Source organism: Pseudomonas sp. AU12215 (genome assembly GCF_001675465.2).
GTDB classification, from domain to species: Bacteria; Pseudomonadota; Gammaproteobacteria; order Pseudomonadales; family Pseudomonadaceae; genus Pseudomonas; species Pseudomonas nitroreducens.
On sequence record NZ_MACM02000137.1, the window covers coordinates 39,886 to 66,317 of the forward strand.

At 64.2% G+C, this 26,432-nt stretch carries 23 protein-coding genes; 15 read left to right on the forward strand and 8 right to left on the reverse strand.

Annotation, left to right across the window (positions count from 1 at the left end):
* From A9513_RS17920 to A9513_RS17940, 5 genes are read left to right on the forward strand one after another with little or no spacing between them, the layout of a single operon-like run.
* Window positions 1-516, forward strand: coding sequence for a gp436 family protein (locus tag A9513_RS17920; RefSeq protein ID WP_065085171.1), 516 nt, complete (start codon window positions 1-3; stop codon window positions 514-516).
* Window positions 513-965 (forward strand): hypothetical protein, encoded by a 453-nt coding sequence (locus tag A9513_RS17925; RefSeq protein WP_065085172.1) that lies wholly within the window; start codon window positions 513-515, stop codon window positions 963-965. The genes A9513_RS17920 and A9513_RS17925 overlap by 4 nt, the downstream gene beginning before the upstream one ends.
* Complete coding sequence (locus A9513_RS17930) at window positions 962-1,180, forward strand: hypothetical protein (RefSeq protein WP_065085173.1); 219 nt, start codon at window positions 962-964, stop codon at window positions 1,178-1,180. Before A9513_RS17925 ends, A9513_RS17930 begins: the two co-directional genes overlap by 4 nt.
* A 4-nt stretch (window positions 1,181-1,184) precedes the next feature.
* Entirely contained in the window at window positions 1,185-1,925 is a 741-nt protein-coding gene (locus A9513_RS17935) for a hypothetical protein (RefSeq protein ID WP_065085174.1), read from the forward strand.
* Between the two features lie 2 nt (window positions 1,926-1,927).
* Complete coding sequence (locus tag A9513_RS17940) at window positions 1,928-2,392, forward strand: DUF6631 family protein (protein WP_065085175.1); 465 nt, start codon at window positions 1,928-1,930, stop codon at window positions 2,390-2,392.
* Between the two features lie 17 nt (window positions 2,393-2,409).
* On the opposite strand, the gene A9513_RS36140 is transcribed toward A9513_RS17940, so the two are convergent.
* Window positions 2,410-2,646, reverse strand: coding sequence for a hypothetical protein (locus A9513_RS36140; RefSeq protein WP_065085176.1), 237 nt, complete (start codon window positions 2,644-2,646; stop codon window positions 2,410-2,412).
* Window positions 2,647-2,720: 74 nt separating this feature from the next.
* On the opposite strand from A9513_RS36140, the gene A9513_RS17950 reads away from it, so the two are divergent.
* From A9513_RS17950 to A9513_RS17985, 8 genes are read left to right on the forward strand one after another with little or no spacing between them, the layout of a single operon-like run.
* Window positions 2,721-6,650 carry a phage tail length tape measure family protein gene (locus A9513_RS17950; protein WP_065085177.1) on the forward strand — a complete coding sequence of 1,310 codons (3,930 nt, stop codon included), beginning with the start codon at window positions 2,721-2,723 and terminating at the stop codon, window positions 6,648-6,650.
* On the forward strand, window positions 6,647-7,846 hold the full coding sequence (locus tag A9513_RS17955) for a hypothetical protein (protein ID WP_065085178.1): 1,200 nt from the start codon (window positions 6,647-6,649) through the stop codon (window positions 7,844-7,846). Before A9513_RS17950 ends, A9513_RS17955 begins: the two co-directional genes overlap by 4 nt.
* Window positions 7,836-8,654 carry a phage BR0599 family protein gene (locus A9513_RS17960; RefSeq protein ID WP_065085179.1) on the forward strand — a complete coding sequence of 273 codons (819 nt, stop codon included), beginning with the start codon at window positions 7,836-7,838 and terminating at the stop codon, window positions 8,652-8,654. The genes A9513_RS17955 and A9513_RS17960 overlap by 11 nt, the downstream gene beginning before the upstream one ends.
* 11 nt (window positions 8,655-8,665) lie before the next feature.
* Window positions 8,666-8,887 (forward strand): hypothetical protein, encoded by a 222-nt coding sequence (locus A9513_RS17965; protein ID WP_065085180.1) that lies wholly within the window; start codon window positions 8,666-8,668, stop codon window positions 8,885-8,887.
* A complete protein-coding gene (locus A9513_RS17970; RefSeq protein ID WP_065085181.1) occupies window positions 8,884-9,099 on the forward strand; it encodes a hypothetical protein in 216 nt (71 codons plus the stop codon). Before A9513_RS17965 ends, A9513_RS17970 begins: the two co-directional genes overlap by 4 nt.
* The gene (locus A9513_RS17975; protein ID WP_065085182.1) at window positions 9,096-11,774 is read left to right on the forward strand and encodes a hypothetical protein; all 2,679 of its coding nucleotides are present in this window, start codon (window positions 9,096-9,098) and stop codon (window positions 11,772-11,774) included. The genes A9513_RS17970 and A9513_RS17975 overlap by 4 nt, the downstream gene beginning before the upstream one ends.
* Window positions 11,774-12,499 (forward strand): DUF2793 domain-containing protein, encoded by a 726-nt coding sequence (locus tag A9513_RS17980; RefSeq protein ID WP_065085183.1) that lies wholly within the window; start codon window positions 11,774-11,776, stop codon window positions 12,497-12,499. The genes A9513_RS17975 and A9513_RS17980 overlap by 1 nt, the downstream gene beginning before the upstream one ends.
* On the forward strand, window positions 12,496-14,889 hold the full coding sequence (locus A9513_RS17985; protein ID WP_141678456.1) for an arabinofuranosidase catalytic domain-containing protein: 2,394 nt from the start codon (window positions 12,496-12,498) through the stop codon (window positions 14,887-14,889). The genes A9513_RS17980 and A9513_RS17985 overlap by 4 nt, the downstream gene beginning before the upstream one ends.
* A 219-nt stretch (window positions 14,890-15,108) precedes the next feature.
* Here the strand turns inward: A9513_RS17985 and A9513_RS17990 are convergent, their stop codons facing one another.
* Window positions 15,109-17,253 carry a methyl-accepting chemotaxis protein gene (locus A9513_RS17990; protein WP_065085185.1) on the reverse strand — a complete coding sequence of 715 codons (2,145 nt, stop codon included), beginning with the start codon at window positions 17,251-17,253 and terminating at the stop codon, window positions 15,109-15,111.
* Between the two features lie 292 nt (window positions 17,254-17,545).
* Between A9513_RS17990 and A9513_RS17995 the strand changes: the two genes are divergently transcribed.
* Window positions 17,546-18,865: a Na+/H+ antiporter family protein gene (locus A9513_RS17995; protein ID WP_065085186.1), complete on the forward strand. Its 1,320-nt coding sequence runs from the start codon at window positions 17,546-17,548 to the stop codon at window positions 18,863-18,865.
* 90 nt (window positions 18,866-18,955) lie between these two features.
* Window positions 18,956-20,023 carry an AI-2E family transporter gene (locus A9513_RS18000; RefSeq protein ID WP_065085300.1) on the forward strand — a complete coding sequence of 356 codons (1,068 nt, stop codon included), beginning with the start codon at window positions 18,956-18,958 and terminating at the stop codon, window positions 20,021-20,023.
* Window positions 20,024-20,175: 152 nt separating this feature from the next.
* On the opposite strand, the gene nuoN is transcribed toward A9513_RS18000, so the two are convergent.
* The 6 genes from nuoN to nuoI are packed head-to-tail and all read right to left on the reverse strand — an operon-like array spanning window position 20,176 to window position 26,422.
* The gene (nuoN, locus tag A9513_RS18005) at window positions 20,176-21,639 is read right to left on the reverse strand and encodes an NADH-quinone oxidoreductase subunit NuoN (protein WP_024765119.1); all 1,464 of its coding nucleotides are present in this window, start codon (window positions 21,637-21,639) and stop codon (window positions 20,176-20,178) included.
* 7 nt (window positions 21,640-21,646) lie between these two features.
* Window positions 21,647-23,176 (reverse strand): NADH-quinone oxidoreductase subunit M, encoded by a 1,530-nt coding sequence (gene nuoM, locus A9513_RS18010; RefSeq protein ID WP_037012466.1) that lies wholly within the window; start codon window positions 23,174-23,176, stop codon window positions 21,647-21,649.
* Window positions 23,177-23,204: 28 nt separating this feature from the next.
* Window positions 23,205-25,052 (reverse strand): NADH-quinone oxidoreductase subunit L, encoded by a 1,848-nt coding sequence (gene nuoL, locus A9513_RS18015; protein ID WP_054909447.1) that lies wholly within the window; start codon window positions 25,050-25,052, stop codon window positions 23,205-23,207.
* Window positions 25,049-25,357 carry an NADH-quinone oxidoreductase subunit NuoK gene (gene nuoK / locus A9513_RS18020; protein ID WP_024765121.1) on the reverse strand — a complete coding sequence of 103 codons (309 nt, stop codon included), beginning with the start codon at window positions 25,355-25,357 and terminating at the stop codon, window positions 25,049-25,051. The genes nuoL and nuoK overlap by 4 nt, the downstream gene beginning before the upstream one ends.
* Window positions 25,358-25,361: 4 nt before the next feature.
* The gene (nuoJ, locus tag A9513_RS18025) at window positions 25,362-25,862 is read right to left on the reverse strand and encodes an NADH-quinone oxidoreductase subunit J (protein WP_024765122.1); all 501 of its coding nucleotides are present in this window, start codon (window positions 25,860-25,862) and stop codon (window positions 25,362-25,364) included.
* A gap of 11 nt (window positions 25,863-25,873) precedes the next feature.
* Window positions 25,874-26,422 carry an NADH-quinone oxidoreductase subunit NuoI gene (gene nuoI / locus A9513_RS18030; protein ID WP_024765123.1) on the reverse strand — a complete coding sequence of 183 codons (549 nt, stop codon included), beginning with the start codon at window positions 26,420-26,422 and terminating at the stop codon, window positions 25,874-25,876.
* Between the last annotated feature and the right edge of the window lie 10 nt (window positions 26,423-26,432).

Below are 26,432 nucleotides of genomic sequence, written 5' to 3' on the forward strand. Positions count from 1 at the left end.
ATGGACTACATCACCCTCGACCACCTCGCCGAGCGTCCTGGTGCGAAGGAGCTGGCCCAGGTGGCCAGCGCCCAGCACCTCCAGATCGTCGACTTCGCGCTGATGGATGCCTCGCTGCGCGGTGGCGATCGCAGCGCCTGGACGCCCGAACAGGTGGCGGGGGCTGATCTCGTCCTGGAACGAATCAACGAAGCCATGACCGAGGCCGAGAGCATCGTGAATGGCTACCTGACCAGGCGGGGCTACAGCCTGCCGCTGAGCCCAGTACCTGGCCTGGTCACCGGTTGGGTGCGCGACATTGGTCGCTACCTGCTGCACAAGGATCGGATTACCGACGACAAGGACGCCATCCTGCGCAACTACAAGGACGCGCTGAAGTTCCTGCAGATGGTCGTCGACGGCAGCTTCAGTCTCGGTGCCGAGGACCCGATCGCCACCGATCCCATGCTGGCTGACGTTCGCTTCGACGCGGACGAGAACGTCTTCAACCGCCAGCAGTTGAGGAGCTTCCGGTGAGCAACGCACCTTTCGACCATCGCCTGGTCATCGAGCGCCTGCGCGCCATTGTTCCCGTGCTGCGCGACGTAGGTACTGCGGCCGACTTCAAGGCTGTCCAGCGCTTGCCGGACTTCCCGACACCGGCCGCCTATGTGCTTCTGGCTGAAGAGGCTGGTGAGCCAAAAGCGACCGGCAACAGCAGTGGGACAGCACGCCAGCGCGTCGGCGTCATCTTCGGTGTCGTGCTGGCCGTGCGCAGCTATCGATATGCCCAACTAGCCGATGCGGCCGACGACCTGCAGTCGATCCTCGACCAGGTGCGCGGCGCACTGGTGGGCTGGGTTCCAGATTTGAACCTGGCCAGGGGCGTCCAGTTCGTCACCGGCAAGGTGCTGGACTCCGACGACACCACGCTCCTCTGGGGCGAGATCTACTCCACCCAACACTCGATCGGGAGATCGCAATGAGTACCAAGCAAGGCCCCACGGCCAAACAGGACGCCCCAGCAGCCCAGCAGCTGGAAACGGTCACTCTGATCGCGCCCCACACGCACGCCGACAAGGAGTGCAAGGTGGGCGATAAGATCGAGGTGACCCCTACCGAGAAGGACTGGCTGATCCGTCACGAGCGCATTGCCGCGCCGGCGGGCCAGGCCGCTGCCGCCGAACCGGCAAAGGAGTAACCCCATGTCCCTGATTTCCCTTCAAGGCAAGGTTCTGCTGGCTGAGCGCACCGCTCTCGGCAAAGCAATCAAGCACACCTGGGTGGGCAACGCCCCGCAATGCGAGCTGCAGCTCAGCACCGAAACCACCAACAAGACCGAGTCGTTCAGCGGCAACCGTCTGCAGTACGGCCTGCTGCAGCGTGGTAAGACTGCCACGCTGAACCTGACCCTGGACGAATGGACGCTGGATAACCTGATCCTGGGGCTGTATGCCCAGAAGCGCACCATCGCCACTGCCACCGTAACCGGCGAAGCGCTGCCGACTCCGCTTGCTGCTGGTGACATGATCCGCCTGGCCAAGCCCTACATCAGCGATCTGGAGCTGACCAAGTCGGCAGTTCCGCTGGTGGCTGGTACCGACTACCGTATCGAATCGGCCAACGCAGGCCTGATCGAGTTCCTCACTCCGCAGGCCACCGTTGTCACGGCAGCCTACGAAAACGAGGCGGCTGTCGCGCTGACCATGTTCACTCAGCAACCTCCGGAACGTTGGTTCGTCCTGGACGGTATCGACACCGAGACCGGCAAGTCGGTGATCGTTGACCTGTTCCGCACCAAGTTCAACCCGGTGGGAAGCCTCAGCCTGATTCACGATGAGTACGGAAACCTGCCGCTGACCGGATCGGTGCTTTACGACCCGCTCAACGCCGGCGACCAGCTGCTCGGCGGTTACGGCCGCTACCTTGAGAAGCAGGCGGCCTAACCATGGCCGCGAAAGTAGCGAAGAGGAAACCCGCCGCTGATAAAGCGGCGGGCGACCTGTCGGTGCTCAAGCCCGATCGCAGTACCACTGTTGCAGGGCGCGCGATCGTGATGCGCGAGTACGGCTTCTTCGACTCGCTGGAGCTGCTGCCTCTGCTGGAGCCGATCCTGGTCGACCTGGAGGACCAGGCAAAAGCCGGAGCGCCCTGGCCGGATTTCAACTCGGTCCCGAGCTTCTTGGGCAACCATGCGAACGTCCTGGTGCACCTGATCGCCAACGCTGCCTCGGTCGAGCTGGAATGGATGCGTGGCCTGAATGCCGACCAGGGCTATGAGCTGGTCTGGTGGTGGTGGATCGTCAACGGCCCTTTCTGCAAGCGCTGCGCCGAGAAGCGTCTGGTGACAGCGCAGGTCATGGAAAGGCAGGCAAGGCAGCTGGTAGCTGGGCAGACGCAATCGACTACCTAGTTGCTGCCGGCTACGGCTCAGTAGCCGAGATCGGCAAGATGACGCGGCGCCAGATCCTGCTCTATTGCGAAGCAGTCGAGCGCCGCCGGCGGCGAGAGCGAGCGGAGCGAGTGATCGACCTCAACCTCGCCTTTGCCGGTGGCAAGGACGCCACGGCCCACATCAAGAAGTTGCTCAAGTAGCGTCAGCGGCCTCCGGGCCGCTTTCTTTTTTCGCGCCTTCCAAAAGACCCAGCCACGCGCGCGCGCGAACATCCGGGCATCCCTCCCGAATGTGAACTCCCATGGCTGGCAAAGACCTAGAACTCGCCCTTCGGCTGCGCTCTGACATGAAAGACGGCCAGGGCGCTGTCGACGCCCTCGCAGCCGCTATCGGCAATGTGGGTGACAAGGCAGAGGTGGCCAACACCAACCTGCAGAAGGTCGGTACCACCGGCGCAGTCGACCAAGCGCAAACCGCCATCGACAAGCTGGGGCAGTCCCTCGACAACGTCGGCACCCATGCCGCCGAAGCTGCTCGCGAGATCACCCTGGTGGGTGAGTCGGCCGACCAACAGGCGGCTCGCATCAAGGCCATGGTGACCGCCAGCCTGGAGCAGAAGTCCTCGCAGGATGCAGCTGCTGCCAGTGCCCGGCGCCTAGGTGACGCTGTAGCGGCTGCCAATTCCAATTGGCAGGCCAACGCCAGCGCGCAGACAGCGGCGATGAACCAATACCACAATACGGAACAGTCGCTGGCAGCGCAGGCCCAGGCGCAACAAGAGGCAGCGGAGAGGGCGGCTGCAGCGGCCGAAGCGTTCAAGGGTCAGGAAGCTGCCCTTGGCACTCTTCTCGGGAAGATCGATCCGGTGATCCGCGAGCTTAATCGCCTGGATCAAATGGAAGAGCAACTGCGTGGTTTCAAGGCCTCCGGTTTGCTCGACCAAGAGGGCTTCGACCTCTACAACAGAAAGCTCCAGGAGCAGCGTAAGCGCCTCGGTGAGTCGTCCGAGGCTATGCATGCCGCTAGCCTCTCCGCCGGCCAGTACCAGCAAGCTATCCGCCAGCTCCCAGCGCAACTGACCGATGTTGCCACTAGCCTGGCTACCGGCATGCCACTTTGGATGGTGGCAATCCAACAGGGCGGCCAGATCACCGACAGCTTTGGCGGCCTTGGTAACTCGCTCAAGCTCCTGGGCGATCGACTCAAATCATTCTTCGGTATCGCGGGAGCTTCCGCCGACAGCGGCGTGTCTGCGCTGGGTGAGGAGCTTGCCGCCCTGGCAGTTCAACAAGCGACCGTAGCCAAGGGGTCTGCCCAGGCCAGCGAGAACCTGGCCGATCTGGCGGAAAAGGCCAACACGGCCGCCGAGGCCACCGGAAACGCTCAGAAGGCCGCCGGAGCCCTGAGCGGCGCAGTCAGCACCATCCCGACTAGCTACCTGGCTGTATTGGCGGCTGTAACTCCGCTAGCTATTGCCCTAGGGGCGCTCAGCGTTGCCGCCTTGAAGGGCATCGAGGACCTCAATGCATTCAACAAGGCTCTGATCGCCACTGGCGGGTTCGCTGGAAAAACCACGTCGCAGCTAATCGATCTCAGGAACGAACTGGCAGGAGGTGAGCACTTCAGCGAGGCACAGGCGGCCATTCTCGCCTTGGTGGAAAACGGCCGCCTGGCGGGGGATACCTTCGATGCCGTAGCGGCAGCAGCCACCGAGATGGCCGCTGCCACAGGGAAAAGCGCAGCAGATGTCTCCGAGCAATTCGCTTCTGCCCGCAAGGATGTCGTCGCCTTGGCTGCCGAGCTGAGCTCGCGGTACCACGTCGTCACGGCGTCGACCTATGAGCAGATCCGCGCGCTCCAGGAGCAGGGACAGAGCATGGACGCTCTGCGCCTACTGGCTGGTGAAGTTGCTGGTGAAATGAAGCGTCGCAACGACGAGATCAGCGAGTCCACTCGAGGTATTGCCAAGCTCTGGGATGACGCCACCAACGCCCTCGGCCGGTACTGGGCCCAACTCAAGGGTGGTGTCGCGGCCGACAAGGACACTTTCAAGCTCCAGGTCCTGCGGCAGCAGGTCGAGGATATCGACAAGGGCTTCTGGTTCAGTACCGCGGGGCGTGACTCGCTAAAGAAGCAGTATCTCGATGAGATCGCAGTTATCGAGCAGCGTCTTAGGGTCAAGGAAGATGAACGAAAGGATCAGCAGCAAGACCAGGAGGCCAACGACAAGTACATCGCTTCGAGCAAGGCTCTGAATGCGGAGCTGGATAATTCTTCTCCGGCGAAAAAGCGTGCTGCAGCTATCCGTGACCTGAACAAGGAGTTCATGGACCTGCTGGCGTCTGCAGAACGCCTGGGCAAGAAGAGCCCTCTCCTGAAGGGTGTGAATTACGACGGCAAGTCCTTTTCCGGCGGAGCCTACGATCAACTGCTCAAGGGGATCGAGAACCGCTACAAGGACCCGAAGACACCCAAAACGTCTGCTGGCGAAAAGACCGCCAAGCAGAACGAAGACTGGGTCAAGGCCCTAGAGAAGGAGGCCGCCACGTACGGCGCCACCAAGGCCGCCCGCCGCGAGTACGAGCTGGAGGAGCGCAACCTTACCGGCGCACTGAAGGCGCGGGCCGAGGCGGCCTGGGCGATGCTCGATGCCGCGGAGAAGCAGAAAAAGGTCGACGAGCAGGCCAAGAAGGACGCTAAGACCCTCGCCCAGCTGAACCTGGACTACCTCAAGGCCAGCGGCCAAACCGTCGAGGCGGCCGGCGCAGAGGTCGAGAAGAAGTACGGCGCGCTGCGCAAGCGCCTGGAGGCCGCGGGCAACACCGAAGGCGCCGGTCTGGTCAGCAAGCTCATGGGTATCGAGAAGGCCAAGGCCGAACTCGACCAAGTGCAGCAGCAGGTCGATCGCATCTTCGGCGAGCAGTCGCGTCAGGAGCAGTCGATCCAGACCCAGCAGCAGACTGGCCTGATGAGTGAGCTGGGTGCCCGGCAGAAGCTGGTCGACCTGCACAAGGCGACGGCCGACCAGGTCGAAGCCCTGCTGCCGAAGATGAAGGAGCTGGCCGAGCGCACGGGGGACCCGCAGGCCCTTGAGCGCGTGAAGGACCTGGAGGCCCAGCTCGGAACCCTGCGTAGCGCCGCTGACCAGGTCACCCAGGCGCTGAAGACCGGCCTGGAAAACGGCCTGCAGAATGCCCTGCAGGGTCTGGCCACCGGCACCATGAACCTGAAGGAAGCGGCGATCGCCTTCCTCCAGGACATCGCCAAGGCGATGGCCGATGTCGCCTCGCAGACCCTCGCACAGATGGCCAGCGACAAGCTGGGCAAACTGTTCCAGGACACGTCGGCCGGCACCTCCATGACCACTGGTGCCGCAGCCGTTTCGACATCCGCCACAGAGCTGTCCGCCGCTGGCGCCACCCTTATTACTGGGGCGGCGGCAATTTCAGCTGCAGCCACATCGCTCGGCCTTGCCGCCGCGAAGGTGGGAGTGGGCGGTGGCGGCGCTCCTGGGGCACCTTCGATGCAGTCGATCGTCGACAGTATCGGTGCTCCGCAGGACGTCGTGAGCTGGCCTGGCGCAGAGGCTGCTGCCTCGGCCTCCGCCGATGCCATCGGTTCGGCCTCGGCCGAAGGAGCGGCAGCCATGGGCGATGCGATCACTGCCGCCTCCAGCCAGGGCAGCGGCATCTTCGGCGATGCCTTGTCCTCGATCTTCAGCGGCGGTGCGGATCTCTTCAGCAGCCTGTTCAGCAGCCTGGGCGGCTTGTTCAGTGGTGGTGGTGCCGCCGGCGGCGGTTCGCTGTTCTCCTCGATCCTCGGCGGCGCGGGTGCGGCAGCAGTGGCTGCAGCAACCGGCGGGCACGTCCGCGGACCTGGGACCGAGACCAGCGATTCGATCCCCGCGCTTCTTTCTGACAACGAGTTCGTGACTCGCGCCGCAGTGGTTCGCCAGCCTGGTGCGCTCGGTTTCCTGCATGACTTCAACGCATACGGCATGGCGGCCCTGGACGATTGGGCCCGCCGCGTTCGTCACGCCACCGGTGGCCAGGCCGGCATTCCGGCTCCGGCGATGCCGGCTCCGACGCTACCGGGCGGCCGCGCTGCAGATCCGTCGGCGAACTTCTCGGCCAACGTCACCAACCGTCTGCGGATCATCAACGCCCAGGACCCGGAAGACGCCGTGCGGCGCCAGGCGGAAACCCCGGCATTCGAGAAGGCCGTCCTCAACATCATCGGGGGCAACCCCTCCGCCGTGAAGGAGCTGCTGGGATGAGCTTCGCAACGGGTGCAACTCCGATCTGGCCGGTACCGCCGGATTGGGCTGATGGCGTCAGGGAAACCCTGGACTGGCTCACCAACTACCTGCCGGCTCGCAACGGCAAGGCGCAGAAGCGTGAGCTACGGCAGGCGCCGCGCCGCGTTATCGAGTTCTCGGTGATCAACGATGAGCAGGGCCGCCGGGTGGCCGACGCCATCCTCAACGACGCGGGCGGCCGGTACTGGCTGCTGCCGATCTGGCACGACGTACAGCTACTCAACGCCCCCTTGGCCAGCGGCGCGATCACCATCACCTGCGCTCCAGCTGGGCGTGACTTCCGCGCCGGCGGGAAGGCGTTGCTCTGGCTTGCCGTCAACGACTGGGCTGTCCTCGATGTCGAAGACGTAGTCGATGGCGCCCTGGTGCTCAGCACGGCCACCAGTCGCACCTGGCAGGCTGGCACCCGCCTGTACCCACTGCGGAAGGCGCACCTGGTCGAACAGCCCCAGGAGACGATCTGGACCGATGAATCGGGCACCCGGTCGATCCAGATGTTGATCGACGAGCCCTGCGACTGGGTGGCCGGACTGCCTGCAGCGACTTATCGCGGCGTGCCAGTCCTGGAGCTGCGCCCGGACCAGGGCGAGGATCTGCAGCAGACCTTCCGCCGCCTGCAGGAGCCGGTCGATGTCGGTACCGGCCTCGTCACGCTGTTCGACTGGGGCGGCCGAGCCTTCCGCGAGGCGTCGGTCACCTGGCTGGCCTACGGCGTGGAGGCCAACAACGAGCTGCGCTCGCTGCTGTACGGCCTGCGCGGGCGCATGCAAACGCTGTGGGTACCGACCTGGAACAACGACCTGAAGGTCACCAACGACATTGCGGCCGCCAGCACCCACATCACCGTGGAATGGGCCGGCTACACCGTGTTCGGCCGCATGCAGCCGAACCGCCGCGACATCCGCATCGAGCTGCTCGATGGCACCGTCTACTACCGTCGCCTCACCGACGCCCAGGAGAGCGGCGACAGCGAGCTGCTGACCATCGACAGCGCCCTCGGCGTCCTGGTGCAGCGCCAGAATATCCGCCAGGTGTCGTTCCTGGTCCTGGCCGAGAAGGCTTCCGACACCGCCGAACTGCTGCACGACACCGACATCGAGGGCCTGACCCGGCTCACCACCGCCTTCATTGGAGTCCGCAACGATGACATCTGAGGCCCGCGAGGCGTCCTGGGACCAGGGCAAGCCGGTGTACTTCTTCCGCTTCACCCGTGGCGCGCGGCAATGGTTCTACACCAACTCCGACCGCGACGAAGTACTCAGCGACGACACCTACTCGCGCACCGCGATCATGCGCAGCGCTATCCGCCAGGGCAGCGAGCGAGCCAGGCTGAACATCACTGTCACGCTGCCCAGCTCGCTGGAGGTCGCCGAGAACTGGCGCCCGTACCCTTCGCCGGATGCGATCGCCGTGACCTGCTTCGTCCGCCACGTCGGCGAGACCGATGTCATGGTCGACTGGATCGGCCGTGTTACCGCGCCGAAGTTCAACGGCGTGACCCTGGAACTGACCTGCGAGCCATCCGCGACCCGAGCCAAGCGCCCCGGCGCCGATCGCGGCTGGCAGATCGGCTGCCCGCTGACGCTGTACTCCCAGGGAGTCGGTCAATGCAACGTCGACCGTACCTTGCACGCAGTGCCCGCTGTGCTGACAGCCGTTGACCGCCTGACCCTGACTGCCAGTGCGTTCGGCCTGGTCGCCAACCGCCGCCTGGCCGGCGGCTACATCGAGTGGCCGATCGGCGACGGCCTGGTCGAGTACCGCACGATCCAGCAGCACAACGGCACCAGCATCGTCATCGACTTCGGCGCCACCGACTTGGCGCCCGGCCTGGCCGTGACCGCCTATCCCGGCTGCGCCCAGACCTGGGATGACTGCGGGTACTACGACAACCAGGACAACTACGGGGGCGAGAAGAACATGCCGGTGAAGAACCCCTATAGCGGCGACCCGGTGTGGTGAGGACCTGAACGATGTGGGTACAGATCGCAATCCTGGTCGTCTCCGCGCTCATCAGCTACGCGACGCGCCCCAAGCCGGCCAAGCCAAAGCCGCAGGAAGTCACCACGCCCACCGCCGAGGAGGGCCGCAAGCTGCGCAAGGTCTACGGCACCGTCTGGATCGACGACGCGCAGATGCTCGGCTTCAAGAAGATCGGCACCGATCCCATCAAGAGCAAAGGGGGTAAGAAGTGATCGTCACGCTCGAGCATCTGCGGAGCATTCCAGGATATGGCCGCAAGCCTGGCTTTTGTGCTGGCAAGTCCCGCGAGTTCTTCGCCGCGCACGGCCTCGACTGGGCTGCGTTTCGCCACCAGGGCATCGACGCGCAGCAGCTGCTGGATACCGGCGATGCCCTCGCGGTTGCGCTGGTCGAGTGGGCTCGTCAGTGTGAGGGCGGTCAATGAGCAGCGGCGGCAGCAAACAGACCGTCGGCTACTGGTATCGGCTGCTCTGCCATTACGGCCTGACCAAGGGTCCGATCGATGCCTTCCTGGAACTGCGTGGCGGCGATCGCACGGCTTGGCAGGGGCTGCTGACCAGCAGCGGTCGTATTCGCGTCAACGCCGCCAACCTCTGGGGCGGCAAGAAGAGCGAGGGCGGGCTGGACGGTGACCTCGATCTGATGTTCGGCGAGCCGGACCAGGCTCCCAACGACTACCTGGAGGCCAAGCTGGGCCCAGGCCCGGCCTACCGGGGCAAGGTGACCGCTGTGTGGCGCGGCGGCCGCTATGGGGCAATGAACCCGTACCCGAAGCCGCTCGCCTTCAAGATCCGGCGCATCCTGAAGGGCTGGGACAACGACACGCCCTGGTACCCGGAGAAGGCCGCGATCGAGCTGAAGGTGTTCTCCGCAGCCGATCAGGACTGGCGCTGGCTGGCCGTGCCGAACACCGACACCGTGAATCGCTCCTCGCCCAGCTTCGACGACAGCAGCTGGGCGATCGGGCGGCCTCCCTTCGGTGACAAAGAGTTCCCGATCGACATCGAGCCGGACAACCCCGGTCGTCATGACTTCGCCAGCGTGCCGGCGACCGTAGTGCCCCAGGCCAAGAAGGTCTGGATGCGCGCCAGTTTTCCCTTCGAGGCGATGCCGGCCGAGATCCGCTTCCAGGCCTTCGTCGACAACGACTGCATCCTTTATGTGAATGGCGTACAGGTCCTGCAGGTCGGCGACACCAATGGGCGCTACTACGACGTCGCGATCCCGACCAGTGCCTTCGTCATCGGCGAGAACCACATTGCGGTCTGTGGCTGGGATCGTCACTCGGGCGCGGGCAACTGGTTCTGGTTCGATTGGCGCCTTCAAGGCATCTCTGCTCTGCTCGGTATGAATCCCGCGCACATCCTCTATGACAGCGTCACCGCCAAGGACATGCAGGGTGAGCCCACGGGCCTGATCAACGAGGCCAGCTTCCGCGCGGCGGCCGATCGCTTCGTCCTGGAAGGACTTGGCCTCTGCACCATGTACGACCCAGGCCAGGAAGACATCGAGCAGTTCCAGCAGCGCATCTGCGATGTGGCTGGCTGCTCGATGACCCAATCCAGGGTCGATGGCCAGTACTACATCGACCTGGTGCGCGGTGACTACGACCTGGAGAGCCTGCCGATCATCAGCTCGGACGACATCCTGGAGTTCTCCCAGGAGCCGGCGGTGATCGGCGAGTCGGTTAACCAGGTCACCGTGGAGTGGTTCGACCCGGAAGCGAAACAGGATCGCAGCACGCCACCGGTCAAGAGCCTCGGTCGGATCATGGCCGCCGGTGGAGTCATCCCCGAGACCAAGAAGTATCCCGAGATTGCCGTCGAGTCGTTGGCGCTGCGCACCGCCGCCCGCGATCTGCTGGCCAAGTCGCCGCTCAGCCGCTTCAACCTGACCACCAACCGCAAGCCTTGGCGCATCCGCCCCGGCACTTATTTCCGCCTGCAGGTACCCGAGGAAGGGATCGCGGACATGGTGTGCATCCTCGGCGACATCGATACCGGAACCCATACCGATGGCCGCTGCCGCATCAAGGCGGTCCAGGACGTGTTCGCGTTCCCGGACACTGTGTACGTGTCAGGCCAGCCTGGCGGTGCCGTGCCGACCGACCCCAAGCCAGTTGGCTCGCCGTACCAGTTCCTGTTGGAAGCGCCCTATGTCGAGCTGGTGGCGCGCATGTCGGCTGCTGACCTGGCGGCCTTCCCGGTCGATGCTGGCGGCCTGGTGACGGTTGCCACCCAGGCCGACGGCGGCATCAACTATTCGATCTACAGCGCCGGCGCCGGCGAGGACCTGGCCGACAACGGGACCGGTGACTGGTGTCCGACGGCTGTGATCAATGAGGCGGCCGGCTTCCTGGGGAGCGCTTTCACCTTCAGCGATGGCGAAGGCTTGCAGAACGTTGAGATCGGCACCTGGGCACTGTGGGGCTCCGAGATCGTGCGGGTGGACGCGCTCGACCTCGATGCCGGCACCATCAGCCTGGGCCGTGGATGTGCGGACACAGTGCCGACGAAGCCCGCTGCCGGTACCCGCATCTACTTCTGCGGCGACTGGGGTGCGAGCGACGGCCGCGAGTATGTCGACGGCGAGTCGGTCACGGCGAAACTGCTGACCAGGACTGGCAGCGACGAGCAGCTGCTGGCGGATGCCGCGCTGCTGTCCCTGGTGATGGATCAGCGCCAGCACCGGCCATACCCGCCCGGCCAGGTGAAGGTCAACGGTCAGGCGTATCCGTCCTCGATCTCCGGTGAGGCAACGATCAGTTGGGTGGACCGTGACCGTCTGATGCAGGCCGACAAGCTGATCGACACCACCATGGGTGGCATCGGACCGGAAGCGGGCACCACCTACAACCTGCGGATCTACAGCGAGGCGAACGTCCTGGTCCGCACGGTGACCGGCCTGACTGGGACGTCCTACACCTACGTCACCGCGGACGAGATTTCCGATGGCGGGGTATCCCGCCTGAATGGCCAGCTGCGCTTCGAGCTGGAGTCCGAGCGCGATGGGCTGGTCAGCTGGCAACACCACGACATCACCGTGCTCCGCTCGGGGTATGGCCTCAACTATGGCGAACTGTATGGAGGGGCTGCGTAATGGCGGCATCTACTGAAATCCGCTTCGGGCTCCTGTATGGCTGGGCACTGGGCGAAAGCGGCTGGAAAGACGGCATGGATGCGAACCTGCTGAAGCTGGGCCGGTTTGGCGTGCACCTGTCGGTCAAGAATCGCAATCTGACCGTGCCACCGGCATCGCCCACCGCTGGCGATACCCATATCGTGGCCACTGGCGCTACGGGTGGCTGGGCAGGGCATGACACCCATGTGGCGTTGTGGGATGGAAGCGCCTGGCAGTTCGCTGTACCGCGTAGCGGCTGGCGTGCAGACGTCGAGGGAGAGGATGTTCTGGTCCGCTTCAGAAGCGGCATCTGGGGAGTGTATCCAGGCTCGGGCGGCAGTAGCAGCGCTCAGTCAATTGTGATTGCTTGTTCAGACGAATTCACTGCGCTCACTGCTGGTGCAGCCAAGGTGACTTTTCGGATCCCCTATCCGTTCGTGTTGACTGGCGTCAGAGCCTCCCTCACGGCGGCTCAGATTAGCGGACCAGTTCTGACCGTCGATATCAACGAGGGAGGCGCGTCCATCCTCAGTACCAAGTTGACGATAGACAACCTTGAGAAGTCTTCGACCACCGCTGCCATCGGCGCGGTTATCTCTGATGCTACGTTGGCTGACGATGCAGAAATCAGCATCGACATCGACCAGATTGGAGACGGTACCGCGAAAGGCCTGAAGGTAGCTCTTATCGGGTACAAGCCATGAGCATGATGGTCAACCCGTTCATTTACGGCGGGTCAGCACCGCCGGTTTCCTTCATTCTCGACACTATTCCGGGTGCAGTGCGTGCCTATGGGCTTCGCAAGCTGCGGTCGGCCTATGCCGGCGCCGCGATCCGGGTGGTGCGCAGCTCGGACTCGACCGAGATGGACATTGGCTTCACCAGCGGCGGCGAGCTGGACACGGCGACATTGCTGAGCTTCGCCGGCTCAGGGAGTGCTGTTGTCAAGACCTGGTACGATCAGAGCGGCTCGGCCAAGGATGCCACGGACGTCGGCACTGCTGCTCGGCGTCCGCGCATCGTCAATGCCGGCGTGATCGACAAGATTGGCTCCGCGCCGGCCCTATTCTTCACCGGCGGCAACGGCCTGCAATTCGACAACACTGGTGCCATGCGGCTCGACTGGACGGCGGACGTGGTGTTCAACACCGCCCAGAGTAACGCCGGCGGCACGGCCAGCTCCTGGTACACCATGAACGGCTTCCTGTTCAGCGAAGCCAGCGGCGTGGTCAACGACTTCTCTTTCGGCAACTACGGCAATAAGCTCTGCCTCGGCGAAGGTCTCTCGGGCGGCACGGACAATTCGCTTTCCACCGCCAAGGATATCCGTCTGAAGCCGCACACCGGCGTGTGCACCAGGGTCAGCAGCACGGGAGCTGTCGCTCTCTACCTGGATGGGCTGACCGGGACCGCCGGCACGCTGGCCACAGGCGACCGTACTGCCAGTCCAACGGCCTGGATAGGCTTCGGCAACAGCCCGGCCGCATATTTCGGCGAGGTCATCATCTGGCCGTCCGTGCTCAACTCGACCCAGCTCGGCACGCTGTCCACTTCGCAGAACACCAGGTTCGGCATCGACCCGAACAGCGAGCTGACGCCGATCGGACTTGCGTTCACCCAGACCAACAACATCGACTACACCGACATGCTGCCGGCGGCGCTGGTAGACATGACTGAGAACTTCACGGCCGACACTGGCCAGTTCACCAAGTACACCGAGAGCGCGCCGGGCACCACCTCCGTCTCTGGCGGAAAGATGACGATCACGCACACCGGGGCCCAGAACGATCTGGTGACGCGGGCGGACATCATCTTGTCGATCCCTCAGGTGTGGGTCGAGGCGCAGTTCAACTCGGTCACGATGGGGACGTCCTACGACGGGGTTACCGTCGGCATCGTGAAGGACGGCAACAACTTCGTCAGTTGCGGCGTCGATCGCCTCAACAGCATCATCCGGACACAGGTCAAGATCGGCGGCACCAACTCTTTCGTGACCAGCACGTCGATGACGATTCCGGCGTCCTTCAAGCTCGGTATGTCGCTGGTCGGAACGTCGGTGTGCATCTTCATCGACACCGGCTCTGGCTGGGTAAACAAGGCCAGCATCAACATCGTCAGCAACTACGATTTCCGGACAATCGGAAACCTCACCGGATGGAAGCCCGGATTCACGGCAGCCAACGGCGCAGGCAACTCGGTCTGGGAGGTCTCCAACTTCAAGGCCGGTCGCTTTGGCGCGGTGGGCTTGCGCGACATCACGCTGGTGACCAACGAAGATGGGACCCCGTACTACCAAGCTTCTGACGTGGTGCTGTTCACCGCAACGTGCGCCGACGCGCGAGGCACTGATCCTCTCGGGAGCTACTTCGGCGTCTTCGAGCTCAACCTCACCAGCAAGGCCATCGCGCAGAAATCGGCAATTATGGTCCAGCGCGACGGCAAGATTTACAACGACCACGCTGGCCACATCATCCGCTATCCTGGAGGAAACCGGCGCCTGCTGCTCGGCACCTGGGGCAACGGGTTCAACTCGACCCTACAGACCCTGCACGCGCTGCTGACCAGCGGTGACATTCTCGCCGGGACGAACCTGGTCACGACGGCTGCGCAGATCACCTTGCCTGGGCAGACGGGTGTGAAGCCTGGGGCCTACGACGCCATGGCAGCCTACGACGCGGCCAACAGCCGCTGGCTGATTGCCTATGCCCTGGTGACCAACACCAGTTTCAGCGGCAGCCCGTTCTACGCCGCGCTGTGCTCCACGACGGACTGGTCATCCTTCACGTTGATCGGCGCAGATAGCGCAAACACCGGATGGGAAGGCACCAAGCTGCTTTGGAACAACAACCAGTTCTGGGTGATGGCTGGCGGGCCGGCGGGGTCGGGTAACTCGTCGCGGATATACGATGCCGCCACAATGACCTACCGTGGCGCCCTGGGCGCCGCCTTCAGCGGCGGCGTAGATACCCAGCCGCATCCGATGGTGTTCCCCTACGGGTCCAAGCAGATCTTGCTGTCTTTCGACAACACCAAGTACGGGACAGGTTCGTTTACTTGGGGCAATGTTCGCCTTTATGAGGCTGCACGTTACTGAAGCCCAATGTGGTAGTCAGGCGGCGCTGTCCAGCTGGCGATTTTGAAATTCCTTTTCCACCAATGAAATGAGCGCTGCGCTCGATTTATCGCGCATCAGGCTCGCGAATTTCGCGCGGCGCTACAAAGAGCGGCGAACGTACAGGCGCGTGCGGACTGCCCCCTCTCCCGCTGGGAGAGGGCTGGGGTGAGGGGGAAGCCCACGCGCCGGTGTAAAACCTCAGACCCTGAACTGATCCATCAACCCCTGCTGATGATTCGCCAGCTTGTTCAGCGACTGGCTCACCTGCGCCGATTCCTGCGCCTGGCTGGACAGCGATTCGGTCACGTCGCGAATCCCCGCCACGTTGCGATTGATCTCCTCGGCCACCGCGCTCTGTTCCTCGGCGGCGCTGGCGATCTGCAGGTTCATGTCGGTGATCACGCTGACGGCATCGCCGATACGCTTGAGCGCGGCCACGGCCTGYTCGACCTGGGACACGCTGTCCTGGGCCTGSCGGTGGCTGTTGCTCATGGCGCCRACCACGTCGCGGGTACCGTTCTGCAGGCCCTCGATGACCTGGCGGATTTCCTCCACCGAATCCTGGGTGCGCTTGGCGAGGTTGCGCACCTCGTCGGCGACCACCGCGAAGCCGCGCCCGGCTTCACCGGCGCGAGCCGCTTCGATGGCGGCGTTGAGCGCCAGCAGGTTGGTCTGCTCGGCGATGCCGCGRATCACTTCCAGCACCGAGCCGATCTGCTCGCTGCTCGCCGCCAAGCCTTCCACCTGGCTCATGGCRCTGCTCATGTCGCTGGCCAGTTCGTCGATCAGGCGGGTGGTGTTGTCGATCACGTTGAGGCCGTCGCGGGTCGCRCCGTCGGCGCCACGGGCGGCATCGGCGGCCATGGCGGCGCTGTTGGCGACGTCGTGGGCGGTGGCGCTCATCTCYTGCGAAGCAGTGGCAACCTGGTCGACTTCGCGGAACTGCTGCTGCATGCCGGCACTGGTCTGGCTGGCGATTTCCGAGGACTGGTCGGCGGTGGCGCGGGCGTCGTGCACCGAGGATTTCACGTCGCGGATGATCGGCTGCAGCTTGTCGAGGAAGCGGTTGAACCAGCCGGCCAGCTCGCCCAGTTCATCCYTGCCGGCGTAGTCCAGGCGCTTGGTCAGGTCGCCTTCGCCGCTGGCGATGTTGCGCAACATGGCGGCCACACCGAGGATCGGCCGGGTCACACCGCGGGCGGTGAGCCACATGGCGAACAGGCCGATCAGCACGGCGATCAGGCCGAAGCCCAGCTGCGAGACGGTGCCCTGCACACGCTGGTTATCCAACTCGTTCTGCAGTTCGATGGCCGGGCCCAGCAGGACGTTCTGGGGGACTTCCAGCAGTACGCCCCAGGGTTTGGAGCCGGGAATCGGCTGCAACGGCTCGACTACGCGCAACTGGTCGTCGTGGCGGAACACCTGCTCATGGTTGGCGGCGATGGCTTGCAACAGGTCGGCGCCCTGGTTGGGGTAGACCTCCTTGAGGTTCTTGCTCAGCTTCGAGGCATCCGCGCTGTGACCGGCGAGCAGGCCGGCCGCGCTGACGATGCTGACGCGGCCCTGGCCATCATAGAGTTCCCGGCTGCCTTCTAAGGCGATTTCCTGCAGCTTCTCCATGCTGATATCCAGGCCCATGACGCCGATGACCTTGCCGTCCAGTTCCAGGGGGAAGGCGATACTGGTCATGAGCATCTTCTTCTTGCCCACTTCATCGAGGTAGGGGTCGAGCACGCAAGGTCGGCCGGTGGTCTTGGGACAGGTGAACCAGGCGTTGTAGGCGCTGCCACTCGGGCCGGGGCTGGTGTCGTTGAGCAGCGATTCGGCCATGGCCTCGGACTCGAGGTGACCCGGCGTGGCCTGAGACCAGTAGATGGAGAAGCGACCGGCATCATTGCTGCCCAGTTCGCCCTGGCCGGCGAACAGCTTGTCCTTGCCATCCAGCGCGTCGGGTTCGAAGGCGACGTAGAGGCCGAGCAGTTCCGGGTTGCCTTCCAGCGCGGTCTTCACCTGGCGGGTCAGGTCCTCGCGCAGGTCGTAGGCGTCGAGGAAGCGCTTCTGCGCCTGGTCACGCAGGAACAGCACCTGCCGTGAGAAACCCTTGCCATATTGATAGGCGTCCATGATGTAGCGCTGGATGCGCATGGCCTGGACTTCACCGCGCGATTGCAGGCGGGCCTTGGCTGCTTCGTCGAGCATCTGCGTGCTCGATTGCTTGACCAGCGCGGTGCTGTGCTGGGTGCGGTAAACGGACAGCCCGGACAGCAGCGAGACGACGCCGAGCAGGCAGAGCCCGGCAAGCAAGGTGATCTTCCACTGGATGGAAAGACGGCGCAGAAGCATGGAGGGGAATCCTTGTTTGAACTAAGCCTCGGGATGCCAGCTATATCGGCCTTTCCCGCATCTTCTTGACCCGCGACGGGGCGAAACGCCAGAAAACAGGCGATTCTGGCGTGCCTGGCCGACGGGCGGCGAAAAGCCAGGCAAGAAGCGTGCTCGTCTGCGTGAAAGTCCTGCCAGGCGAACTCGGAAACGTCTTGATTCGACTGAAATTTTGACACCCCGGCGAGCGTTTGGCAGAGTGCGCGCCTTTTGCCCGCGCCCTGGCGCGGCGAGCCCTGGAAGGAGTGCTGGAATGAATGCGGTGTTGATCGCCATTGGCCTGATGCTGGTGTTGAGCCTGTGTCGCGTGCATGTGGTGGTCGCGCTGATCGCCGGTGCAGTGGCAGGTGGTCTGCTCGGCGGCCTGGGCATGGACGGCACGCTCAAGGCGTTCAACGAGGGCCTGGGTGCCGGTGCGACGGTGGCGCTGTCCTACGCCATGCTCGGCGCCTTCGCCGTGGCCATCGCGCGCTCCGGAATGGCGCACGCCCTGGCCGACCGCGCCCTGGCGATGCTCGGCCGGCACGAGGCGAACGGTTCCAGTGCCTTCAAGTGGATGATGATTGCCCTGCTGCTGGTGGTGGCGATCGCCTCGCAGAACATCCTGCCGATCCACATCGCCTTTATTCCGCTGCTGGTGCCGCCACTGCTCTACGTCCTGACGCGCCTGCAGATCGACCGCCGGCTGATCGCCTGCGTCATCACCTTCGGCCTGATCACGCCCTACATGTTCCTGCCGGTGGGTTTCGGCAGCATCTTCCTGAACCAGATCCTGCTGGCCAACGTGGCGCGCGCGGGCGTCGACGTGCAGGGCATCAACGTCACCCACGCCATGCTGATCCCGGCGCTGGGCATGGTCTGCGGGCTGCTGATCGCGGTGTGCTTCAGCTACCGGGGCAAGCGTGATTACGATCTGCAGCGCATCGAACAGGCTGAGCGGGTCGATACGCCCTACAGCAAGATGAGCCTCGCCGTGGCCGGCGTCGCAGTCGCTGCAGCCTTCGCCGTGCAGCTGCTGCTGGACTCGATGATCCTCGGCGCGCTGGTGGGTTTCCTGGTGTTCTCGCTGTCCGGCGTGGTGCGCTGGAAGGAGGCGGACGACCTGTTCACCGAAGGCATGAAGATGATGGCCATGATCGGTTTCATCATGATTGCCGCCCAGGGCTTCGCCGCCGTGATGACGGCCACCGGGCAGGTCGCCAGCCTGGTGGACAGCGCCGCCGGCTGGATTGGCAGCAGCAAGGCGCTGGGCGCCTTCATGATGCTGCTGGTGGGGTTGTTGGTGACCATGGGCATCGGCTCGTCGTTCTCTACGGTGCCGATCATCGCGGCGATCTTCGTGCCGCTGGCGGTGCACCTGGGCTTCAGCCCGCTGGCCATCGTCAGCATCGTCGGTACCGCAGGAGCGCTGGGTGACGCGGGCTCGCCAGCATCGGACTCCACCCTTGGCCCGACCTCCGGCCTGAACGTGGACGGCCAGCACAACCACATCTGGGACACCGTGGTGCCGACCTTCCTGCATTACAACCTGCCGCTGCTGGCGTTCGGCTGGGTTGCGGCGATGGTGCTGTGAGGCCCTGGGACGGGGAAATGCGCAGGTAAAGTTGCACTCGGCAGGCCATCTGCTGACTAATGAGCAGGTTTCCCACCCATGGACCCGCTCATGCTCGACTCGAAACTGGAATACCGGACGTTCCTCGCCCTGCTGCTGGTGGTGACACTCGCCTTCGGCTGGATCCTGCTGCCGTTCTACGGGGCCGTCTTCTGGGGCACCATTCTGGCGATCATCTTTGCCCCGTTGCAGCGCCGCCTGCGGGTGAAACTCAACGGACGCAACAACCTCGCCGCGCTGATTTCCCTCGGCGTGTGCTTCCTCATCGTGATCCTGCCGGTGACCTTCATTGCCGGTGCGCTGGTGCAGGAGGGGGCGATGGTTTACCAGCGGTTGAAGTCGGGGGATCTGAACTTCATCACCTATTACCAGCAGGCGGTTGCCGCGCTGCCTGGCTGGGGGCACCAGTTGCTGGAGCGTTTCGACCTGGCGGACCTGTCCAGCCTGCAGGAGAAACTCTCCGCGGGCGCGATGCAGGCGAGCCAACTGGTGGCGACCAAGGCGTTCAGCATTGGCCAGAACACCTTCGAGTTCGTCATCAGCTTCGGCATCATGCTTTACCTGCTGTTCTTCCTGCTGCGCGACGGGCCTGCGCTGGGGCGGCGGATCAAGCAGGCGATGCCGCTGAGCGCGGAGCACAAGCAGCACCTGTTCACCAAGTTCACCACGGTGATCCGCGCCACGGTGAAGGGCAACATCGCCGTTGCCGCGACCCAGGGCGCATTGGGCGGCCTGATCTTCTGGTTCCTCGGTATCCAGGGCTCGCTGCTCTGGGGCACGCTGATGGCCTTCCTCTCGCTGCTGCCAGCCATCGGCGCGGGGCTGATCTGGGTGCCGGTGGCCGCCTACTTCCTGCTCACCGGGGCGATCTGGCAAGGCGTGGTGCTGACGCTGTTCTGCGTGGTGGTGATTGGTCTGGTGGACAACATCCTGCGCCCCATCCTGGTCGGCAAGGACACCAAGATGCCCGACTATGTAGTGCTGATCTCCACCCTCGGTGGCATGTCGCTGTTCGGCCTCAACGGCTTCGTCATCGGCCCGCTGATCGCGGCGCTGTTCATGGCGTCGTGGGACCTGTTCACCGGCCGTGAAGGTGAAGTGACCAAGGGCGCGGAGTAGGGCGCCAGAACTGTAGGAGCGAGCTTGCTCGCGAACCCGGCTTCGCAGCGGAGGGTATTTGCGAGCAACCTCGCTCCTACAAAAAGGCACCGCGCATGAATTGCGCCCAATAAAAAACCCCGCCGAAGCGGGGTTTTTCATGCCTGTCGATCTCAGCCGGCGATGGCTACCAGGCCGCTGTGCTGGAGGATATCCAGCAGCGGTTGCGGGTAGACGCCGAGGAAGAAGGCGAGCAGGGCGATGGCCACCAGCATGATGCCGCCGGCGCGCTGGGCCCAGTCCAGGGGCGCGTCGTGGCGCTTCATGTTCGGCTCGACCAGGAACATGGTCACCATTACGCGCAGGTAGTAGAACAGGCCGATGGCGCTGCCCAGTACCAGCGAGCCGACCAGCCACCAGTGCTGCGACTCGACGCCGGTGGCGACGATGTAGAACTTGCCGATGAAGCCGGCGGTCAGCGGAATGCCGGCCAGGGACAGCATCATCACGGTCATCACCGCGGTCAGCACCGGGCGGCGCCAGAACAGGCCGCGGTACTCGAACAGCGCGTCGGCGTCGCGGCCGCTGTACGGGGTGGACATCAGGGTGACCACGCCGAAGGCGCCCAGGGTGGTGACGACGTAGGTGGTTAGGTACACGCCAACCGCTTCCACGGCCAGGCCCTTGCTCGCCACCAGGGCGATCAGCAGGTAGCCGAAGTGGGCGATGGACGAGTAGCCGAGCAGGCGCTTGATGTTGCTCTGGGTCAGTGCCAGCAGGTTGCCGATCAGGATCGAGGCAATCGCGATGACCGCGATGGCGTCATGCAGCAGGCCGTTGTTCAGGGCCGCCGGAGCGATCTGGAACAGGCGCAGCAGCACGGCGAACACGGCGACCTTGCTGGCCGTGGCGAGGAAGGTCGCTACCGGAGCCGGGGCGCCTTCGTAGACGTCCGGGGTCCACAGGTGGAACGGTGCGAGCGACAGCTTGAAGCCCAGGCCGACGACCATCATGCCGACGCCGATGGACAGCAGCGGGCCATGGCTGGTGCCCTCGGCCAGCGACGCACCGATACCGGCGAAGCTCAGGCTGCCGGACTCGGCATAGAGCAGGGCCATGCCGAACAGCAGGAAAGCCGAGCCGGCGGCGGACAGTACGGTGTACTTGATGCCCGCTTCGAGGGTGCGCTTGTTGAAGAAGGCGTAGGCCACCATGCCGTAGACCGGCACCGACAGCAGCTCCAGGCCGATGAACAGACCGGCCAGGTTCTGCGCGCTGACCAGCACCAGGCCGCCCGCGGTGGACAGCAGCAGGAGTAGGTAGAGCTCTTCGCGGTTACCCGGGAAGCTCTCCATGTACGCATGGGCGAGCGTGGTGCAGGCGAGGGCGGCGACCAGGATCAGCGCCATGTAGAAGCAGGCGAAGTTGTCCACCAGCATCAGCGGGGTGACTTCGATCGGGGTGACTTTCAGCACCGGGAAGATCGACAGCAACGCCAGGTTCAGACCGATCACCGAGAGGGTGGCGGTCATCGAGTGGTTACGCTTCCAGGCCACGGCGAGCATCACCACCACCAGGGTGGCGCTGGTGATGAGCAGTGGCAGGAGCGCGATGAAGTGTTGAATCGTGAAGGTCATGTCGCGCTCACCGTACTGCCAGGGTGGAAAGGGCGGCACCCAGCCACTGCTGGACGCCGTGCATGGTGGCCGCGGAGGTGTCGAGAACCGGCTGCGGGTAAACGCCGAGCAGGATCAGCAACACCGCCAGGCCGAGCACCATGGAGAGTTCGCGGAAGTTCAGGCCGGCAATGGCGGTGTCGGACTTGGACGGGCCGAAGTACGCGCGGTGGATCATGATCAGCGAGTAGACCGAGCCGAACACCAGGCCGAAGGTGGCGATCACGGTGATCACCGGAACCACCTTGAAGCTGCCCAGCAGGATCAGGAATTCGCCGACGAAGTTGCCGGTACCCGGCAGACCCAGCGAGGCAGTGGCGAAGAACAGCGCCACGGCCGGCAGGTACGGGATGCGCGACCACAGGCCGCCCATCTTGCGCATGTCACGGGTGTGCAGGCGCTCGTACAGCTGGCCGCACAGGATGAACAGCGCGGCAGCGGAGAGGCCGTGGGCGATCATCTGCACCACTACGCCCTGCAGCGCCTGGGGGCTGCCGGAGTAGATGCCGATCATCACGAAGCCCATGTGCGACACGGAGGAGTAGGCCACCAGACGCTTGATGTCGGTCTGCGCGAACGACAGGAAGGCGCCGTAGAAGATGCCGATCAGGCCCAGGGTCATGGCGATCGGGGCGAACTCGGCCGAGGCGTTGGGGAACAGCGGCAGGGCAAAGCGGATCAGGCCGTAGGCGGCGGTCTTCAGCAGGATGCCGGCGAGGTCCACGGAACCGGCGGTCGGTGCCTGGGCGTGGGCGTCCGGCAGCCAGGAGTGCACCGGCACGACCGGCATCTTCACCGCGAAGGCGACGAAGAAGCCGAGCATCAGGATCCACTCGGTGTGTGGCGGCAGCTGGGTTTTCAGCAGGTCGGCGTAGTTGAAGGTCAGCACGCCGGTGCTGTTGTAGTGCACGAACACCAGGCCGAGGATCGCCACCAGCATCACCAGGCCACTGGCCTGGGTGAAGATGAAGAACTTGGTGGCGGCGTAGATGCGGGTCTTCTTGCCGTCGTCCGAACTATGACCCCAGAGCGCGATGAGGAAGTACATCGGCACCAGCATCATTTCCCAGAAGAAGAAGAACAGGAACAGGTCGACGGCGAGGAACACGCCGATCACACCGCCCAGGATCCACAGCAGGTTCAGGTGGAAGAAGCCGATGCGGCGCTGGATCTCGTTCCAGGAGCAGAGGACGGACAGCACGCCGAGCAGGCCGGTCAGCGCGACCATCAGCAGGGACAGGCCGTCCATTGCCAGGTGCACGCTGATGCCGAAGCGCTCGATCCAGGGTACCTGGAACTGCAGGGTCCATTGCGGCTCGCCACCCGGCGCCGGGGCCAGTTGGAAGTCACCGGTGTGCCACACCCACAGGCTCAGGGCCAGGGTGAGGACCATCGATCCCAGGGCGACCCAGCGAGGCAGGGTCTTGCTGGTGTACTCGGCGATCCAGCAAAGGAAGCCGCCGATGAAGGGGATCAGGATTAGCCAGGGCAGAATCATGTCGGGCTCAATCTCTTTCGTGAATTCATTAAGCCAGCAGCAGCGCGCCGAGGAGCAGCGCGGCGCCACCCACCAGGGAAGCGGCATACCAACGCAGGCGGCCGTTCTCGGTGAGGCTGAGGAGTTTGTTGCCACCGCGGGCGGTGAGCGGGACCAGGACCAGGGTCTTGTCGATCGGGTCCGCGGCCAGCAGGCGGCAGATCAGCAGGTAGGGTTTCACGAACAGCTTGTCGTACAGCCAGTCGAAGCCCCAGGCGTGGTACCACCAGGTGCCGAAGAAGCGGCCGGGTGCGCTCTGGGCGACGGCGCTGACGAAGCGACGCTTGCCGAGGAACAGCAGGCCCGCCAGCAGGATACCGGCGATGGCGATGGCGCCCGAGGCGATTTCCAGGCTGTGCTTGGCTTCACCACCGGCGTGACCGGCGCTTTCCGGCAGGACACCGGCCAGCGGCGGAGTGATCAGCGCGCCGATGAAGGTGGAGAGCACGATCAGGACACCCAGCGGCAGCCAGTGGCTGATGCCATGGCCAGCGTGCGCTTCGGTCTTCGCTTCGCCGTGGAAGGCGATGAAGATCAGGCGGAAGGTGTACAGCGAAGTCATGAACGCGCCGACGAGCCCTGCGATCAGCAGGTTCTGGTGGCCGCTGGCGAAGGCTTCCCAGAGGATCTCGTCCTTGGAGTAGAAGCCGGCGGTCAGGAAGGGCAGGGCGGACAGTGCCGCACCACCGACCACGAAGCTCGCGTAGGCCAGCGGCAACTTCTTCCACAGGCCACCCATCTTGAAGATGTTCTGCTCGTGGTGGCAGGCAACGATCACCGCACCGGAGGCAAGGAACAGCAGGGCCTTGAAGAAGGCGTGGGTCATCAGGTGGAAGATCGCGCCACCCCAGGCACCCACGCCCAGGGCCAGGAACATGTAGCCGATCTGGCTCATGGTCGAGTAGGCGAGGATGCGCTTGATGTCGGTCTGCACCAGCGCGGCGAAGCCGGCCAGGACCAGGGTCACGGCGCCGATGATGCCGACCAGCTCCAGTACGTTCGGAGCCAGCTCGAACAGGCCGTGGCAGCGGGCGATCAGGTAGACGCCCGCGGTCACCATGGTGGCGGCGTGGATCAGCGCGGAGACCGGAGTCGGGCCGGCCATCGCGTCGGCCAGCCAGGTCTGCAGCGGCAGCTGGGCGGATTTGCCGACGGCGCCGCCGAGCAGCATCAGGGTGGCCAGGTTGATCCACAGATCGCCCTTGGCGAAGTGCTGCGGAGCCAGGACCAGCAGTTCCTGGATGTTCAGCGTGCCCAGGTGCTGGAACAGGATGAACATGCCGATGGCGAAGAACACGTCACCCACGCGGGTCACGATGAAGGCCTTGAGTGCCGCGTTGCCGTTCGGTACGTGGTTGTAATAGAAACCGATCAGCAGGTAGGAGCACAGGCCCACGCCTTCCCAGCCGAAGTACATGAACAGCAGGTTATCGCCCAGCACCAGGAACAGCATGCTGGCGATGAACAGGTTGGTGTACGCGAAGAAACGCGAGTAACCGGTTTCACCGCGCATGTACCAGGAGGCGAACAGGTGGATCAGGAAGCCGACGCCGGTGACCACGCCGAGCATGGTGACCGACAGGCCGTCCAGGTACAGGGTGAAGTTGGTCTTGAAGTCACCAACGCTCATCCATTGCCACAGCACCAGGCTGTAGGCGCCACCTTCGGGCGGGTTGCTGTGGAAGCTCCAGATCGCCCAGAAGGCGGAGAGGGCGGCGAGCCCCACGGAGCCGACACCGACCAGAGCCGAGAGATTTTCCGACCACTTGCCACGGGAGAACGAGAGCAGCAGGAAGCCGACCAGGGGGAACAGGAAAGTAAGGGGCAGCAGGTTCATCCGCGCATCTCGCTGGCAGCGTCGATATCGAGGGTATGGAAGCGGCGATACAGCTGGAGCAGGATCGCCAGGCCGATGCTGGCCTCGGCCGCAGCCAGGCTGAGCACCAGGATGAACATCACCTGGCCGTCGGGCTGCGCCCAGCGGCTACCGGCGACCACGAAGGCCAGCGCGGCGGCGTTCATCATCACTTCCAGGCTCATCAGTACGAACAGGATGTTGCGTCGCACCATCAGGCCCACCAGGCCGAAGCAGAACAGCACACCGGCGAGCGCCAGTCCGTGTTCGAGAGGAATTGTATTCATGGTGTTAGTCCTTCGCTTCGTGGCGGCCGAGGTGGTAGGCGGCGACCAGTGCCGCCAGCAGCAGCATCGAGGCCAGTTCGACGACCAGCAGGTACGGGCCGAACAGGCTGATGCCCACGGCCTTGGCGTCCACGGTGGTGTGACCGATGCCGGCACCGCTCGGGGTGCGCGAGAGCATCCACAGCAGTTCGACCAGCAGGACTGCGGCCAGCGCGCCCGGGCCGATCCAGACGCCAGGCTTGAGCCACTTGCGCTCCTGCTCGGCGATAGCCGGGCCGAGGTTGAGCATCATCACCACGAAGACGAACAGCACCATGATCGCGCCGGCGTAGACGATGATTTCCAGGGCGCCGGCGAACGGGGCGCCGAGGCTGAAGAAGGTCATCGAAATGGCCAGCAGCGAGATCACGAGGTAAAGCAGGGCATGCACCGGGTTGCTGTTGGTGATGACCCGGAAGGTTGCCAGCACGGCGACGCCGGCGGCGAAGTAGAAAGCGAATTCCACGCGACGTCTCCTTACGGCAGCAGGCTCTTGACGTTGATCGGTTCGGCTTCGTTCTGCGCGGCGCCTTTCGGCTTGCCGGCGATGGCCATGCCGGCAACGCGGTAGAAGTTGTAGTCCGGGTTCTTGCCGGGGCCGGAGATCAGCAGGTCTTCCTTCTCGTAGACCAGATCCTGGCGCTTGAACTCGCCCATTTCGAAATCCGGCGTCAGCTGGATCGCGGTGGTCGGGCAGGCTTCTTCGCACAGGCCGCAGAAGATGCAGCGGGAGAAGTTGATGCGGAAGAACTCGGGGTACCAGCGACCGTCGTCGGTCTCGGCCTTCTGCAGGGAGATGCAGCCGACCGGGCAGGCCACAGCGCACAGGTTGCACGCTACGCAGCGCTCCTCGCCATCGGGGTCGCGGGTAAGGACGATGCGGCCGCGGTAGCGCGGCGGCAGGTATACCGCTTCTTCCGGGTATTGCAGGGTGTCACGCTTGCGGAAGGCATGGCCGAAGATCATCACCAGGCTGCGAAGCTGGGTGTAGGTGCCATGCACGACTTCGAAAATGTATTTGATCATTGTCTTGCTC